Origin of the sequence: Wolbachia endosymbiont of Dirofilaria (Dirofilaria) immitis, from assembly GCF_013365455.1 — a bacterium.
Lineage (GTDB): Bacteria > Pseudomonadota > Alphaproteobacteria > Rickettsiales > Anaplasmataceae > Wolbachia.
Genome location: NZ_CP046578.1, coordinates 652,707 through 670,375 on the forward strand (window position 1 = coordinate 652,707; position 17,669 = coordinate 670,375).

The 17,669-nt window shown below is 32.3% G+C and carries 13 protein-coding genes; 5 read left to right on the forward strand and 8 right to left on the reverse strand.

Annotation, left to right across the window (positions count from 1 at the left end):
- Positions 1 to 428 precede the first annotated feature (428 nt).
- Entirely contained in the window at positions 429 to 1,139 is a 711-nt protein-coding gene (gene ccmC / locus GOY12_RS02605; RefSeq protein WP_175818507.1) for a heme ABC transporter permease CcmC, read from the reverse strand.
- A gap of 155 nt (positions 1,140 to 1,294) precedes the next feature.
- On the opposite strand from ccmC, the gene GOY12_RS02610 reads away from it, so the two are divergent.
- From GOY12_RS02610 to GOY12_RS02625, 4 genes are all read left to right on the forward strand, one after another.
- A complete protein-coding gene (locus GOY12_RS02610; protein ID WP_175818508.1) occupies positions 1,295 to 2,116 on the forward strand; it encodes a pyruvate, water dikinase regulatory protein in 822 nt (273 codons plus the stop codon).
- Between the two features lie 68 nt (positions 2,117 to 2,184).
- Positions 2,185 to 2,313 carry a ribosomal protein bL36 gene (locus GOY12_RS02615; protein ID WP_025264104.1) on the forward strand — a complete coding sequence of 43 codons (129 nt, stop codon included), beginning with the start codon at positions 2,185 to 2,187 and terminating at the stop codon, positions 2,311 to 2,313.
- A 474-nt stretch (positions 2,314 to 2,787) separates the two neighbouring features.
- Positions 2,788 to 3,396 (forward strand): protocatechuate 3,4-dioxygenase, encoded by a 609-nt coding sequence (locus tag GOY12_RS02620; RefSeq protein WP_246214360.1) that lies wholly within the window; start codon positions 2,788 to 2,790, stop codon positions 3,394 to 3,396.
- Between the two features lie 58 nt (positions 3,397 to 3,454).
- Entirely contained in the window at positions 3,455 to 4,915 is a 1,461-nt protein-coding gene (locus GOY12_RS02625) for a leucyl aminopeptidase (RefSeq protein ID WP_175818509.1), read from the forward strand.
- A gap of 103 nt (positions 4,916 to 5,018) precedes the next feature.
- Here the strand turns inward: GOY12_RS02625 and rho are convergent, their stop codons facing one another.
- Positions 5,019 to 6,434 (reverse strand): transcription termination factor Rho, encoded by a 1,416-nt coding sequence (rho, locus tag GOY12_RS02630; protein WP_175818510.1) that lies wholly within the window; start codon positions 6,432 to 6,434, stop codon positions 5,019 to 5,021.
- A 204-nt stretch (positions 6,435 to 6,638) separates the two neighbouring features.
- Positions 6,639 to 7,250 carry a cell cycle transcriptional regulator TrcR gene (locus GOY12_RS02635; protein ID WP_175818511.1) on the reverse strand — a complete coding sequence of 204 codons (612 nt, stop codon included), beginning with the start codon at positions 7,248 to 7,250 and terminating at the stop codon, positions 6,639 to 6,641.
- A 295-nt stretch (positions 7,251 to 7,545) separates the two neighbouring features.
- Between GOY12_RS02635 and GOY12_RS02640 the strand changes: the two genes are divergently transcribed.
- Positions 7,546 to 9,354, forward strand: coding sequence for a peptidylprolyl isomerase (locus GOY12_RS02640; protein ID WP_175818512.1), 1,809 nt, complete (start codon positions 7,546 to 7,548; stop codon positions 9,352 to 9,354).
- Between the two features lie 617 nt (positions 9,355 to 9,971).
- Here GOY12_RS02640 and ubiA read toward each other — a convergent pair.
- The 5 genes from ubiA to GOY12_RS02665 form a co-directional block, all read right to left on the reverse strand.
- Positions 9,972 to 10,829 carry a 4-hydroxybenzoate octaprenyltransferase gene (gene ubiA / locus GOY12_RS02645; RefSeq protein WP_175818513.1) on the reverse strand — a complete coding sequence of 286 codons (858 nt, stop codon included), beginning with the start codon at positions 10,827 to 10,829 and terminating at the stop codon, positions 9,972 to 9,974.
- Positions 10,830 to 10,832: 3 nt separating this feature from the next.
- Positions 10,833 to 11,180 (reverse strand): 30S ribosome-binding factor RbfA, encoded by a 348-nt coding sequence (gene rbfA / locus GOY12_RS02650; protein WP_175818514.1) that lies wholly within the window; start codon positions 11,178 to 11,180, stop codon positions 10,833 to 10,835.
- A 9-nt stretch (positions 11,181 to 11,189) separates the two neighbouring features.
- Entirely contained in the window at positions 11,190 to 13,508 is a 2,319-nt protein-coding gene (gene infB / locus GOY12_RS02655) for a translation initiation factor IF-2 (RefSeq protein ID WP_175818515.1), read from the reverse strand.
- A gap of 9 nt (positions 13,509 to 13,517) precedes the next feature.
- The gene (gene nusA, locus GOY12_RS02660) at positions 13,518 to 15,080 is read right to left on the reverse strand and encodes a transcription termination factor NusA (protein WP_175818516.1); all 1,563 of its coding nucleotides are present in this window, start codon (positions 15,078 to 15,080) and stop codon (positions 13,518 to 13,520) included.
- A gap of 1,640 nt (positions 15,081 to 16,720) precedes the next feature.
- Complete coding sequence (locus tag GOY12_RS02665) at positions 16,721 to 16,882, reverse strand: hypothetical protein (RefSeq protein WP_175818517.1); 162 nt, start codon at positions 16,880 to 16,882, stop codon at positions 16,721 to 16,723.
- Positions 16,883 to 17,669: the final 787 nt, after the last annotated feature.

Below are 17,669 nucleotides of genomic sequence, written 5' to 3' on the forward strand. Positions count from 1 at the left end.
CATACCTTATATACTAAACCCCTTCTCTAGTAACATCCATATCTAAGCTTCTTTTTATCTTCCTTTACTGTTAAACTAAAAACACCAGCTGTATTAAGTAATGCAAAAAGGATAGCAGTCACATAAACAGGAACACTACCTTTACACCTAATGAACAACTCTTCCTATCGGTCAGATAATAGCTCCATAAATTTCTATGTAAAGACATGTACCATTACAAACATGCTCAAGAACTTTAATAAAGGATCAAATAACCTAAATTTAATACTCACTCTATTCAACAAATTAAATTAAGTTTCAATGATGAAGCCATGCTTTAGCAATTTCCGCTAATTCCTCTAACTCAATTGACTAACTAACTTAACCACAAAAAAGCTGACACTTCTAAACTCTCTTCAGTATATTCTTCTATACACTTATAAAACTATCTAGCATTGCATATTAACCTCTCTCTTTATCTTATATAAGTTAATCAAGTATAATGAATACAATATCCATACAACCAAAAAAAATGTTGCATAAAACATAAACATTGCAACCAGCGGCAATAGTAGGGAACCTTCTATTGTTATTCCACCCCTTCTAAAAATACTTGTTGGCTGATGGAGAGTGGCCCACAAGTCTACAGAAAATTTCACTACAGGAATATTTATAGCACTAAAGATAGCAAATACTGCCGCCGATTTTTTAGCTCTTTCTTCATTATCAAAAATACCCCATAGGGAAAGGTACCCAACATATAGAAAAAATAAAATTAACATTGAAGTAAGCCTTGCGTCCCATACCCACCAAGTACCCCAAGTTCCTTTTCCCCAGATGCTGCCTGTGATTAAACATATTGAAGAAAAGACTGTTCCTGCAGGAGCAGCAGCATGTGCTAAAACACTAGCAATACTATTGTTCCACACCAAAGAAATAAAACTTAGGAATGCAATAAGTCCATATATCCCAAGAGAAAGCCATGCAGAAGGTACATGAAGATACATAATTCGCACAATTTCTCCCTGTTTATAATCCTCTGGAGAGAAAATTAAAGCTAAAAACGTTCCAACTAAAAAACACGCAAAACACATAACTTCAAGCCAAGGCAAAATTTTCTTAGAGAAATAAGAGAAATTTATGGGCTTTAATAAAAACATTTGTTTCCACAATAATTATACTAAGAATTTATCAATTAGTTTAAGCTTTATCAACAGATAGTTTCCCCTTATTTATATAAACTAATAAATCAACACAATTTTATTAGCAAGTTATTTAAATCTATACTATTATTTAATGTAATGCTATATAAACTATGACTCTTAAAAAAAAGCTTAATCTATACCTAGTATCAGATTCAAGTGGTGAAACTGTTATATCAGTTGCAAAATCAGCTCTAAAGCACTTTCGTTCCGTAGAAACGATTGAATATGTTTGGTCTTTTGTGAAAGAAGAAGAACAAATCGATAAAATTTTAGAGGAAGTCAACAAGAAAAATGATGAATGCCACTTCGTTATATGTACTATCACTGATGATAAATTAAGAAAATACTTGAAAGATAATTGTATAAAGTTAGCTATTCCTTATAGAGCAATATTGTCACATATTATTAGAGAAATCTCCTCCTATCTTGAAATTGAAAAAGACGAAAAACTTAACTTACATACTGAGATAAATAATGAATATTTTCAGCGCATTGAAGTAATAAATTATACTATTAATCATGATGATGGACAAAATATTCAAGACATCAATAAAGCAGACATAATCTTGATTGGAGTTTCACGTACATCAAAATCCCCTACTAGTATGTATTTAGCTTATCGAGGCTACAGGGTTGCAAATATTCCTTTTGTTAATGAGGTACCTTTTCATGTTGACTTAACAAAATTAGAGAACAAGCTAACAATAGGACTAACAATAGATGTAAGTAGGCTAGTGGAAATACGTAAAAACAGGCTTACTTCAATCAATAACAAAGATAATAATATATATGCTGACCCCAAAAAAGTAGAAAAGGAAATTCAAAAGGCAGAGAAACTTTTTAAACAAAATAATTGGCCAATTATTGATGTTACACAAAAGTCAATCGAAGAAGTATCAGCAACAATCATACAACATTTTAATAAAATGTGAGGATTTATCAATTGACTAATTTCTTGCAAGAATCCACAATATAAGGTATTTTAGTTCTTGCTATAGATATGAAGGTTAAAGGTTCACTAAAATCCTACCGCAGTAGGGATAAAAACTGTAAAGTTGTAAGAAGAGGTAGTAAAGTTTACATTATAAACAAAGTTAAGCCAAGATGTAAAGCTCGTCAAGGTTCTTAAGTGCTCTGTTTTGAAATAAGGTAATAGGTTGCAATAACCATAGTGTAGTAACAGCTTGTGTAGAGCATGTTAAGGGTAGCTTTACTCACTTCTTCTCTTACACTATATTTTAGCATCAATATAATCACAGGTAAGTATGATCTATTAGCACTAATGAACTTTTAAAAAAAGAGATAAAATACAATAAGCTTCTGCTCAAAATATTTTTCTTGAAAAGGAAAAATTGAGTAACAAAGTGCTTTTACCTCATGTGATAAAAAGCTTAGATTTAGATTATTCTTGTGAATAAATAAAAGATACTTTAGTTATACGACTTTAAAGAACTAATGAAAAGAACTAATGATCATGCTTGACACGGAATAGCAAAGAAGTCTTATCTTTAATAAAAGAAAAAAAGCTGCTATAATCCATAGCAAAACCATCATAAATAAAACAAAAGTGAGAGGCATCTTATTAGTACTTTTAATGCACTGTATGCTTGAGTTATCATTATTTGCTGCTGATCCTGTTCTACTTAACTGTATAAAAACACCAGAAATTTATAATCTTGACCCACGGCCAAGAAATTTTAACTTTTCAAATAACTTGAGAAGAAAACCAGGTTCCTCAATTAGTGCAGCAGGAGAATTAATAAATATAGTAGGTAGAATTACTGATATAAACTGTCTACCAATACAAAACGCTGTAGTTTCTATATGGCACGCAAACTCACATGGCACAAATCATTATGATGAAAATATAAAGGAAGATAAACTTGATCCGAATTTCGCTGAGTCAGGAAGATTTATAGTAAATAACCTTGGCTACTATAGTTTTATTACAATAGCACCAGGTAAAACTGGCGATAGAGCCCCACATATCAACTTCCTAGTTCAGCATCCAGATTTCCCAGAATTCACAACACAAATGTTTTTTGTTGACTACAATTGTAATAATTGTGTTGATTCTGTCCTCAGTGACCTTATTGATAGCGGACTTGCAAGTCTATTAATAGCACCATTTACTTATAATAATAAAGCTATTAAAACTTATAAATTTAACATTACTCTAGGTGGACATAGCAAGTTTTCTAGTAAGAAATAAAACTTGTATTTTTTAGCCATTTTGGTAAATATTACCCTGGTTGAGTATGGAGCAAACAATGAAGATAATGATTTCTAGAATTCTACCTAATTTTAAAACAATAGTTGTAGGTTTATTTGAAGATAACGAAGCCATAAGTAATTGTAAGATTTTACAAGAAAAGCGGATTGTAGACAACATAAAACAATTTAGTAATTTCAATGGAGGCTTTGGTGAGTTTTTCTCTATTACTTCATCAGAAGGAAAAAATATTATGGTTATTGGGCTTGGCAAAAGAGGTGAATGGGATGGAAATAAAGAATTAAATATTGGCGGCAAGGTATATTGTGAATTAAGCAAATTAAAAATTAAGCAAGCAGTGATTTCAATTGAAGGTAATGCAGCAAATATTGCATACGGTGCACTTTTACGTAGTTTTAAGTTTGATAAGTATAAAACTAAAAAGGATGAAAAAATTACAGAAGTAGAAGAGATCATAGTGCTAGTGAAAGATGAGCAACTAAGCAGTGCTGAAAGATCATTTGAACGTTTAAGACAAGAAGGTGAAGGCATATTTCTTGCGCGTTCTTTGATCACTGAACCACCCAACGTTCTATATCCAGAGTCTTATGCTGACCGTATAAAAGCAGAACTTACTAAATTTGATCTCGAGATCGAAGTGCTTGATAAAAAACAGATGGAAGAAAAAAAAATGAAAGCATTACTTGGAGTAGCACAAGGAAGTAGTAAAGAGCCAAAATTAGTAGTGATAAAATGGAATGGAGTTTCAGAACAAAAACCAATAGCTTTTGTGGGTAAGGGTATAACGTTTGATACTGGTGGAATATCACTCAAACCTTCGCGTGGTATGGAGTCAATGAAATACGATATGGCAGGTTCTGCTGCTGTGGTTGGAATAATGCGTACTCTAGCTGGACGAAAAGCAAAAGTAAATGCAATTGGCATAGTCGCGCTTGCAGAAAATGCAGTGGGTAGTAACGCTCAAAGACCAAGCGATGTAGTCACTTCAATGTCTGGTCAGACAATAGAAGTATTAAACACTGACGCAGAAGGAAGGCTCATACTTGCAGATGCTTTATGGTATACACAAGATAGGTTTTCGCCAAAATTCATGATTGACCTTGCAACTTTAACTGGTGCTATAGTAGTCGCACTTGGAAACAATGAATATGCTGGTCTTTTTTCCAATAATGATGAACTAGCAAACTATCTCATCAATGCAGGAAATGAAGTAAATGAAAAATTGTGGCGTTTTCCTATAAATGAGACTTACAATAAAATTATCGATTCACCAATTGCCGATATGCAAAATATAGCTCCTGCAGGTTCTGGTGGGGATAGTATAATGGCTGCACAGTTTTTACAGCGTTTTGTGAACAACACTTGCTGGGCACACCTAGACATTGCAGGAACTGCTTGGCATGAAAAAGGTACTGACATTTCTCCAAAAGGAGCAGTAGGCTTCGGCGTAAGATTGCTCAATAAATTAGTCGAGAAGTACTATGAGGCAAGTAACTAACACTTGAATACTAGAATTTAGAAAACTAAATTCTAGTATTTCTTATTCACTAGCACCATGCTTATAGAACAGCTATATAGCCAACCTTTCAAAATTCCTATACCTAATTATTCATAGAGTTAAAGAAGTCAGCGTTACTTTTTGTTAAAAGTAGTTTATCACGCAAAAATTCCATTGCCTCAACAGATCCCATAGGATTAAGTATTCTACGCAGCACCCATATTTTATTTAATATAGCTCTATCAATTAACAGCTCTTCCTTTCTAGTTCCAGATTTTGTAATATCAACAGCTGGAAATATTCGCTTATCGGCAAGTTTTCTATCAAGAATAATTTCAGCATTACCTGTACCTTTAAACTCTTCAAAAATAACTTCATCCATTTTTGAACCAGTTTCTATAAGAGCAGTAGCAATAATTGTTAAAGAACCGCCATTTTCAATATTGCGAGCTGCTCCAAAAAAGCGCTTTGGTCTTTGCAGTGCGTTTGAGTCTACACCACCAGTTAGAACCTTACCGGATGAAGGAATGACTGCATTATAAGCACGTGCAAGGCGGGTTATAGAGTCGAGCAAAATTACAACATCCTTTTTATGTTCAACCATTCTTTTAGCTTTTTCTATTACTATTTCAGCAAGTTGCACGTGTCGGTAAGCAGGTTCATCAAACGTAGAACTCACTACCTCACCTTTTACAGAACGCATCATATCCGTTACTTCCTCAGGTCTTTCATCTATAAGTAAGACTATCAATTCTATTTCAGGATAATTTGTAGCTATAGAGTGAGCCATTTGCTGGAGTAATATCGTTTTTCCTGTACGAGGTGGAGCAACTATTAAAGCCCTTTGTCCTTTCCCAAGGGGAGCAACTATATCAACAGCACGCATATTTATATCTTTTTTATTATCTCCACTAATATTGTTTTCAAGAATCAAACTCTCTTCAGGATAAAGGGGAAGCAAATTATCAAAGTGGATGTATTTTCTCAATTCATTTATCTCAGTAGAGTTTATGCTTTGAACTTTAGTTAAAGTAAAATACCTTTCCTTATCACCAGGTGGCCTTATCTCTCCGCATACCACATCTCCGGTACGCAAGCTGAACTTTTTTATTTGTCCACTGGAAATATAAACATCGTCTGTGCTCGTAGCATAATTCGCACTCGCTGAACGTAAAAAGCCGAAACCATCAGGTAATATTTCTACTACCCCGCTTCCTGTAGTAACTCCTCCTTCTTCGCTCATTTTCTTCATTAAGCTGAATATCATCTCTTGCTTCAGCATTCTACCATTACTTTTACCATTAGCTGAAACTTTCCTTTCTTCAGCCAGACCCAATAGTTCTTCTGCTGTTTTTTTTCTCAGTTCACTCAGATCTAGCGTTTTTCTGCTCTCTTTTATACTTTCACTTGTTGTTTGCCTTACCATGTCATTATTGAGAATTTGCTCACCTTTTTTTACTGACTCTAGTTCAGTTACAACCTTCTCCTTTACTAAAATATCTTCATTGATTATTACCATAGCCCTCCAAAAATTTTAATTGATGCTTACTAACTTTAAATGCGATACAAGATAATAAATTAGGCTTAGCCAGCCTTTAGGAAGTATTAAACTCAATTGCTATTAAGCTACATACTTTAGCTAGTATTATACTAATAAGCACTAACAAGTCAAGTTAATTTAATGTAACAAGATACAAAAATAAAATAAGCAACTTGAAGGGCTTCAATAATTTTCTTTTATGTTCTTTAACCTTTCTCTTCTCTCTTCTTTTACTTTTGCCTTTTCTATTTCTGCCTCTAAATCTTCTTGGCTACACAAGCCAAGAAGTACAGGATCTTGAGGTTTTATATTTTGCATATTATAATGAGATCCATTTTTCACCTGCTCTACCGTGTGACTTGTTGTACTGATCAACTTAGCTATAACATTATTATCTAAAATAGGAAATTTTTTTATTAAGTAATAAATCGCATCAGGTTTGTCTTTACGTCTTACTACAGAGGGAAGGCCAAAAATGTTACCGATTGATTTATTCCTCCTTTTTTTTAAGCTTTTTGCAATCAAACTTGGAATACGATCCAGATTTTTTTTGCAGTCATCAATTTCTTTTTCAGTTATTATCCCAGAAATAACAGGATTAAATCTTCCAGCATCTATTTTTTCATCAGCTATATCCTGCACTTCTCCAAGAGTCAACTCACAACATTGAGCTATCTGGTTAAAAGTTAAAGCAGTATTATCCACTAACCAAGCAGCAATTTGCATGAGAAACTGTTTATTTTTAGCATTATTGCCTTTAGAAAGTTCTGATGACATCAGGAAAACATCTACCATTTAAAACATTCTTTGCTGTCATATAGAGCTAAAATATAAGCTATTAAAATTAAAAAAGCATTAATTTTGTCACTTAACAACTTTTTCATTTGTAACTAGGCTTACTTTAAAGCAACCTAAAAAAGAATATCAACTCTCTCAAGTATAATTGCTTGACTTAAATATATCCTTCTATTCAAGAAGGAATTGAATTTTAAATTTAATATATTATAATATCGTACGTAGTACTAATAAATCAATAAATTTATAAAGACTAAATCCTCATACAACTAACACTAATTAATTTTTACCGTTTATGAATGTTAAAATTTTTTTCACCAAAGCAACCATCGTTACTCTAGCCTGTTTATTAATCTTCATGGAAATTGGTAATTTTCTATCAGATAATAGCAAAAAAGAAGAAATAGCGAGAGTTGGAAAAGAAGTCATAACATTAGGTGAGTACAAGCTGTTATATCAAAATTACGAGAATCAAATTCCTGAATCCAACATTAATAGAGAACAAATGAAAAAACTAAAATATGATTTACTTAATGCACTTATAGAGCAAAAACTACTGTTCAATCTAATTAGTGATCTGGGATTAGTAATTGGAGAAGAATCTATAAAAGACCATATTAGAAACACCAAGCATTTCCAAAACGATAAAGGAGAATTTGATAAAGAGAAATTTCATGAAATGCTAAACGGTCTGTATATGATAGAAGAAAACTATGTGGCAAAGCTGAAAAAAACTCTACCTGCCATGATGTTCATGACCTCCTTATTTAAGGGTAATTACCCAGTGACTTTCGGTGAAAAAATTGATGAGCAGATATATAAAAGTCGTCATCAAACCAGGGTAGTCGATATTATAAAAGTAACTAAAGACGCAGTTACAGATATCCCTGAACCAAATAACAAAATCTTACTTGACCTGTATGAAAAAAATAAATCCCACTTTTACTATCCTGAATATCGAACTGCACAATATATTTCCTTAGGTCGAAAGTACTTTGAAGACCAAGTTCACGTTTCAGATGAAGAGATTAATAATATAATAGAACAACAGGAGCTTAAAGATCAAAGAGATATATTTAACCTAATATTTCATACTGAGGAAGAGGTAAAAGCAGCAAAAAAAGCACTTGAGGAAAAGGAAACAAGCTTTGAGCAGATAGTAGAAAAGTTTGGTAAAACAAAACTTGAGAAAACTAGAATAAATAATATAACCAAGGATTTTCTACCAGATGGTATGAGAGAAAAGGTGTTTGCCCTCAAAGCAGGTGAAGTGAGCGAAGTTCTGGAGAGCAATTTTGGTTGGCATATAATAAAGGTGGATAATGCGCACCAAATCTCTGATGAAAACTTAGCTGACTTAAAGAAGGATATAAAGTCAATCTTAATTAACCAAAAGTCTTTTGAAAAAGTTAATGACTTTATAAACCAAGTAAACTATAAGATATATAATGGTGCAACTATCGAAGAAATTTCTAGTGAGTACAACTTACCTATTCAAATCATCGGTCCAGTAGACGCTAATGGAAAAGATCAAAGTATTGATAGTGTGAAAAATTTCAATGACTTGATTTCTTTTATCTTTTCACGGAAAAAAGACCAAAAAAGTTATTTTAAGAGTATTGGAGACACTGTTATTAGTGTAAAGATCACTGACATTACTCCATCTAAGATGCAAAGTTTTGAAGAAGGCAAAGCATCAGTGTTAAATCTTTGGCGTAACGAGTTTATAAAAGGACAAATGTTTAAAATTGGACAAAGAATTGTAGCTCAATTCAAAGAGAAGAAAGATTTTAAGAAAATTCAGGGTATAGAATTGATCAAGGACCAGCAGATACATCGCAATGAGACTAATCAACAAAACTATCCTTCTTCTTTTATAGAAGAGATCTTCAATATGAAAACAACTAATTCAGTGACAGATCCTATTCAACATAATAATGAAATTATAATAGGCACCCTAAAAAAAGTGTATTCATCAAGTGGCAAATTAAATCCACTTGATACTGGAAAACGCATGATGATATCACTAAAAGAGCAATTAATTAATTATCTGAAATCAAAATACAAGATAGAAGTTAATCACGCTATACTTGATGACATATAGCCAGAAAACCTGTTTTTCATTTAGAGTGTATGATATCATTCCAGCACCGTTTACCCGAACAACAAAAAAGAATTAATAGAATAACAGAGAAAGTAATGTAAATAGGGAGCACATCTCTACAGATATACAGCTAAACAACCTATAGGTAAAAATAAAAAAACTTTATCTACTCTGGCTTTAACTCTAAATTAATACTAATGAACCTTTGATGATGTTTATAGTTTAATCATGATTTTGCTGTATACAAAAAAATTTTAAAAGGCATGCAGCCACTACAATTTCATGTAATTCGCAAAAAATATCTTAAATTTTGTAATAAATTTTGCAATTAAATTTGTACAGATTGAAAACAAGTTCTAAGTCAAAAGCACTCTTGCTGTTAAAACAATGAGATTAGCTAAAATTTATCACAAGTGTCCATAGATATAGCATTTCTAGAACAGATAATACAAGGCTTCTGTAGCAAAAATATATAAGCTATCTTCAAGCACGAAAACAGAACTTTAATATTACCCTTCCACACTACTTTTAGAAAGCCTTTTTAGGTTAACATAAAAGTATTTACCTAACATACTAGCTTACACTAAGGTCCTTCAGGAAGGTTTTTTTAGATATATTTAATTTACAACTCTATCCAAAAGAATACCGAAAAAAAGCAATAGTCCCACATAGGAACTACTTTTAAATATAGACATACATTGACTAGGATTATCAGGGTCAAAATTCTTATATTGGTAGTAAAACACAAACCCTACAGCGAGTAGAGCGATATAAAAAATGTTATTTAACGATGATAAGATACCAGAATATAGCCACATCATAAAAGATGTCAGGTAAAATCTTCTTAACCAACATTTTATTACATTACCAAAATATAATGCAGTTGACTTTATTCCTAACTTTTTATCATCTCTCCTATCTTGACAAGCATATACAGTATCGTAACTCAGTGTCCAAAAGATACATCCCACATAAAAGAGTACAGGTTCTATACTAATCTGGTTTTTTACTACTGCCCAGCCCATAAGTGATCCCATATTAAAAGTAAACCCTAAAAACAACTGAGGCCACCAAACATAACGTTTTAACAAAGGATAAATAATTATCATACATATAGAGACTATTCCAAGTATAAGTGTAGTTCTATTGGTAAGTAGTAAGATTACCAATGCAACAGATAGTAACAAAGAAAGTAAAGTCAAAGCTTGCTTTACATTGAGTGTACCGTTTGCAAGTGGTCTATATTTTGTCCGTCTAACATGTATATCTATTTCTCTATCGAAAATATCATTGATTATGCAACCCGCAGGTCTCATTAAAAGTGCACCTACAGTGAATAAAATAAAGAGAAGAAAAGTCCGCCATGATAGAGAAGTTGAGGCTAGAATAATACCACTTAAACTCGGGAATAATACAAGCCACAAACCCGTTAAATTATGCAACCTCATCAATAAAAAATAATGATTGAAACGCACCTATTAAGTGAAATTACTTAGTATTTTGCTTACAGTAATAAAATTATCGAACGCTAAATCAGGTTTAAAAATTAACTTAGGCACAAACCGTAAATTAACATAACGCAATATAGATTTATGTATTAACCATGCAGATTGGTTTATTTCATTAATAATAGCATTAGTACTGCAATTTTTTTTGCTTAATGAAGGCAACACGATATATACATTTGCTATTTTAAAATCTTTACTTAATCTTACATCAGAAACTGATACATTTTTATGAATGTACACCTTGCCTTCTATCAAGACTCTAGATATCGCCCTATGTAATACAGACGCTATTTTCAGGCTTCTAATTTCTTTTTTCATAGTTGACTACTACAACACCCTTTCTTCCTGAACTAATTGATAAACTTCTAAAACATCTCCAACTTTAACATCAACGTTACCATCAAAAGATAACCCACATTCAAAGCCTGCACCTACTTCCTTAACATCATTCTTAAATCTACGCAAAGCTTTTAACTTTCCTTTGCATATTAATTTACTATTGCGCATTACCTTAATTAAAGAATCCTTTTTTGCTATTCCATCACTTACATAACATCCAATAATATTACCAGCTTTAGATGCACTAAATATTTGCTTCACAGATGCAGAGCCAATATGCACTTCTCGCGTTATAGGCTTCAACATTTTAGTTAAATACATTTTCATGTCATCAATAAGCTCATATATTATACTATAAGTGTATATCTCTACACCTTTTTGTTTTGCTAAATCCCTTATTTTTGAATCCGCTTTGACGTTAAACGCTAAGATTACTGCATTCGATGCTTCTGCAAGTAGTACATCCGAATCCGTTATTCCCCCTACTGCTTTATGCAAGATATTTAATTTAATTTTACCTCTGCCTAGTTTATCAATCGAATTTAATATTGCTTCAATAGAACCAGTAACATCACATTTTAAAAGCAAAGATATTTCCTCCACTCCACTATTGTTACGACTAAATATATTCAAATTATTACTATTTAAATTCCCTTCTTTTTTCCTAACCAACTCTAACCTATGTTCAATGATTTCACGAATCTGCCTTTCAGAAGTTACAACAACAAACCTATCCCCAGCATTTGGTACACTGTTTAGACCAGTAATTTCAATCGGAGTAGAAGGTAAAGCTATCCTTTCTCTTTGACCAAGATGATTAACCATATTACGTACTTTACCATATGTTGTACCCAGAACTAACATATCACCAACCTTTAGCGTTCCTTCCTCAACTATCAATGTAGCTGATATCCCTTTAGCTTTATCCACTTTAGACTCTACCACCCAACCAAGCGCTCGACAATCTTCTATTGCCTCAAGCTTCATCAACTCAGCAATTAACAAGATTGCCTCTTCCAGCTTATCTAAGTTCATTCTCTTTTTTGCTGATACTGGCACAACTATAACGTCACCACCAAGTTCCTCAGGAATAAGATCATATTGAGGTAAACTACTAATTATCCTCTCTAAATCCCCAGGCTGAGACTTATCAATTTTATTAATAGCAATCATAATAGAAACATTCGCCGCCTTTGCATGATTTATAGCTTCAACTGTTTGCTTCATCACTCCATCATCAGCTGCAATCACTATTACAACTATATCAGTAATGTTAGCACCACATGCACGCATTGCAGTAAATGCTTCATGCCCAGGCGTATCAATAAAAGTAATCTTCTGTTTATCTTTTGTAACTATCTGATAAGCACCTATATGTTGAGTTATCCCACCTGATTCTCTCTCTGCAATATTAGATTCACGAAACGCATCAAGCAATGAGGTTTTACCATGGTCAACATGTCCCATAAATGTAACAACTGGCGGTTTAGCTTTTTTAGGCAAATTTTCCTTATTCTCTATAAATAATAAATCCCTTTCCTTGTCAATACTACTTACCCGTTTAGCTGCATGATTGAATTTTTCCACTATTTTACACGCTATATCTGGATTCACTAAATCATCTACTTTATAGCTCTCACCTATTTCTTCTTCTAACATTTTTAACACATGTTTATTGTCCTCTGCCATACGAATAGATAACTCCTTGATCGTAATTCTATCTGGTATAATAACTTCCCTTGATATATTTTTACCTTTGGTAAACTTTGACTTTTTATTTCTTATACCAAACCTTTGCCTGAATACTGAAGTTTGCTCAACTTTGTCATCCATTGACTGTGCAATCACTAGCTTAGAATATTTAGAATACACATCCTTGCTAGTCCTTAAAGGCTTTCTATTAACATCTACATCATCAATCCCTTCTTCCATCAGCTTAACTAAGCTGATACCACTTGAGCCTTTTTCTTTAGTTTCCTTAAATGAAGCACCAGAGATACTACCTTCATCAATCCCCCTATTGTCATCTTTTTTCGTCATCACTTCCTTCTCTTTTTTTAGATTTTCCTCTTTTAGGAAAGCAGCATTCTGTACTGCATTAATACGAAAAATCTGCTCTTTTTCTGTCAATGAGCCCAATTTGCTTTCGCTTTGCTCTTCCGGCTCACAGATTTTTCTTCTTCTCTTTTTTACTATTGTAGCCCCTACATTTGAACTTGCTGAATGACTCAAATCAAGACTAAATTTAAGCTTGTTAAAGCCTTCAAGTGTTAATTTTTTACTACTAATACCTTCTTCATTATTCATATTATCTTACTATATTACACCAAGTTTCTTACGTGCCTCCATAATTATCAAGTCTACTGTATCTTTTAAATCTTCTCTATTGTCTACTAAACTAGAAAGTATACTACAAAATTCATAACTCGACAAATCTGCTATATTCTTCAAAGTTTTAATACCGTATTTACTTAGAGCAATTTTACCATCTATTGATAAAGGTAGATTGATTACATCATCTTCCATACCTAAAGTTCTTAACTCTTCTATTTTTCTATCATTTTTTGCCTTTAGGTATTTGTTTGCCCTGCTACGTAACTCATTTGCAATATCCTCATTAAAGCCTTCTATTGAAGCAAGCTCTTTAACTGAAGCATCAGATATATCTTCTACACTTGAAAACCCTTCTGTGACTAACAGCTGACCCATAATCTCCTCTAAATTTAGAGCTTCAGCAAACAAAGCTGAACATTGGCTAAGCTCCCTACTTCGTCTTTCTGACTCCTGCTGAATACTCAGTATCTCAATCTTCCATCCAATAAGCTCTGATGCTAACCTTACATTTTGACCTTTTTTCCCTATAGCTAAGCTCAACTGAGCTTCAGGAACTATTAACTCTACACAATTTTCATTCTCATCAATAATAACTTTCGATACTCCTGCAGGAGTAATTGCTTTAATAACAAACTGGCCTAGATCTGAAGAGTAATGTATAACATCAATCTTTTCCCCATTTAATTCATGTATTATAGTTTTTATCCTTTCTCCCTTAACTCCAACACAAGCACCTACTGGATCAATATTTTTATCAGGAGAAAAAACAGCAACTTTAGATCTTGAACCAGCATCTCTAGCTATACCTTTAATTACCACCAGCCCATCAGCAATTTCTGGTATCTCTTGATTTAGCAATGCTTCCAAAAAACCTTCATGGGTCCTAGAAAGAATAATTTGACGTCCATCATCAGAACGCTTAACAGTTTGTATATAAGCTTTAACCTTATCACCTTCGCGAAACGATTCACCACCAATTAAATTTCGCAATGGAAGATATGCTCTAGCACCATTTATATCTACAATCAAATCTGAATACTCTATTTGCTTAATAACACCATCCCTTACTTCTCCCACCTTATCCCTAAATTCTCCATACTGCTTCTTTAATTCCTCATATTTAATTACTTGAGCAATTCTTTGCTGGGCAATTCTCGCTGAAGCAAGATCAGTATTAAGAGAGAGTAATTCATTAATAATATCACCAACTTTTGCATCCTCCTTTATTAATCTAGCCTGCGTAAGAGTAATTAATTCATATCCAGAATTTCCCTCTTCATTTAATTCATCACTAACAACCTTTACCCCCCTGTATAAGATAACCTTTCCTGTGTTTCTATCTACATTAACTACAATTTTACTCTTACTGCCATACTTTTGATAAGCAACTGCTTCTATTGCACTTTCTAATGCCCTTATTATCACTTCAAAATCTAGACCTTTCTGAAGTGAAAGTTCCGCTGCTGTCTTTATTATATCAATACTTCCAACTAAGTGACCCTTATCACTTTTCTGCTTAATACTACTTTTACGATTAACAATCATACAAATAAAACCCTAAACAATCAGTTATAATTATAGCTTCAACAGACAAAAAATACTATTCCCGATATTAAATAATTACTAATTTAAGTCAAGTTCTTTCATATCCTCACATTACAAGCAATTCGAGTAAAAAAACGAGATTAGAACTGTACAGCCAATATGACACATATCATAGTCATTTTAAACGATAAACTCATTACTAGTTAATGGTGCGTCATATATAATCTGTACAAAAAAAATCAATACTTAACTTAGCAAGCACTAGCATTAGCGCCAAGAACTGCAATCACAATAGCAAGTAACATCAGCATGATACGAGAAACTGAAGCATTCAAAACACATCTACTCAATATTGATCTCACATACCCTACTTAGTGATACTTAGTGATAAAAAAACATCAAGTAATAGTACATTATATTTCATTATAATCCCAGCCAAAGTAATTTTCCTATCCATACATGCTAATCATAAAAACTTTACTAACAGGAGAAAATAAAAAAATCACCTATGTAGTAAACAAAAACACTACTATCATTCATCATTACAATAAACATGTGGTACATACTACTAAAATATAGAGCCAATACTAATATTATTAACATAATTACCAATATATAAAAGCCTTTAACAAAAAGTTTTCAATCTTTATTGATATTTTTATCATTTTTAAAACCAATTTTTTTTCTTTACCCTAATCTTTACCTGCTAAAATCTCTATTTTTTTATTCTCTTTTATATAGCTTAAGTTCACCATCTGCTGAAGTAGCCAATATTCTTACTTCTTCAACAAAAATCCCAGAAATTCAACAAACACATTTTCATTATAGGAATTTGCTGCCAGGACCGCCTTCCTTTAGCACTTTTTATAGATATATGAACCAAAAATAAAATTATCTCTATAAACAATAACTTTACTACCCTGTTTCTCTCCGCAAGCAAGCTCTTCATGTCAATATTTTATTAAACACTCATACTTTTGCTAACCTTATATCTAAGGTATATTATATACTAATTAATTCTTATATTATTCTAAAATAATTAGATTAAATATAAAAAAATTAAATAAAATTACAGTTACAAAAAAGATTCCAAATACTAACTATAGTATAATATTTAAGAGGTTACTATAAATACAATTTCAAATATGATAAAAGGTAAAAGTAAGTTAAACCAACTTTAACCAAAGTTTTAATTTAAAAAAAAGAAAAAGTATCTACAAATCAACCAAAATATATAAACTTAGTACTACCACCACACAGTGTTGATACTTACAACCTTTTCTATAGAAAAATATCACAAATAATCAGGACTACCAGCTTTTGGTCCAATGCCAAACAGTCCCTTTCTCCAATAACTACACGCTAACCGCTGCACCTATCTAATTGCAGCTGATGTATACATTTCTAACCTACACTTTTTTTTACTTACTAAATTAATCTGACTCTGTATGCAGCTCTGCAAAAAAGACATCAGCCCATCATATTTTGGGTTGTTTATATTACTTATAATCTCATTTAATTGAGACCTATCAAGATGTATGATATGCAAAATTGGACAAAACACTTCTTACTTCAATTGCAATTTTTTTTGCACTTAACAAATACCATAGAGAAAAAGAATAATACTGTAGAATTTATATTCATAGATACTTTAGGTAAGAGACTTGAATCCTTTTTCTTTGAAACCTTTTCATATATTCAGTTAGCATATTAACAGATGCTTTGCTAATTACTGGACCAACATCAATGCTAAGTTGCATTGGATAACCAATCTTCAATCCTTGAACCGAATCACATATCACCTTTATCTGTTTTGCCGATGTACCATTTTAAATAAATATCACTTTAAATACAGAACAGCGGTAACCACTACTTCAATACAGAAAGTAAAACATCTGAAGTCACTTACTCTAAGTAATAGTCGAGATATCATAATTGTAACATTTAACCACCAGTTTAGCGATAAACAGTGTGATTAGTGGCTATCCATTTAGCAAGCATTTTACTAATCATCTGAACATTTGTGTTGAACTAGTAAAAGCTATACCAGAGATTCTATTATCTAGTGCTAATACCTTACTTAAATACTAACCATCTCCTAGAATAAGATGCAGTATATTTTAGCATCTTAGCTCTCATTCAGCATCATAACAGCTTTTACAGGCAATAATTGACACTTGTTCCACAGCTGCTTTGCCAGCACCACATTACTTGCTACAAGTACAGCTTAAACCTACTAATTAAAATAAAGATAGAAAGTAGAAACTCCATGGTAATATACACAAAAAAAATCTCTATCCTCAAAAAAATAAAATTATCTTCACCATTGAACCTAGCAACCTTTTCCAGTCATCAAGTTCATTTTTTTTACTATCATTACATAATAACACAAAAAGTCAATTGTCCCCCCCCTCACCTCTGCTACTATATGACAAAACTTTTCCTACTTCCACAACTAGAGATAAAATTAACTCTCCCATCCTTTTCCAAGCAAATCTACAGTTCTTTCAAGTACTCAGTATATATCCATCACCTTTACTTAAAATATTCTACTCCAGCAAGAGCATTATATACTATTTTTAAGAACAC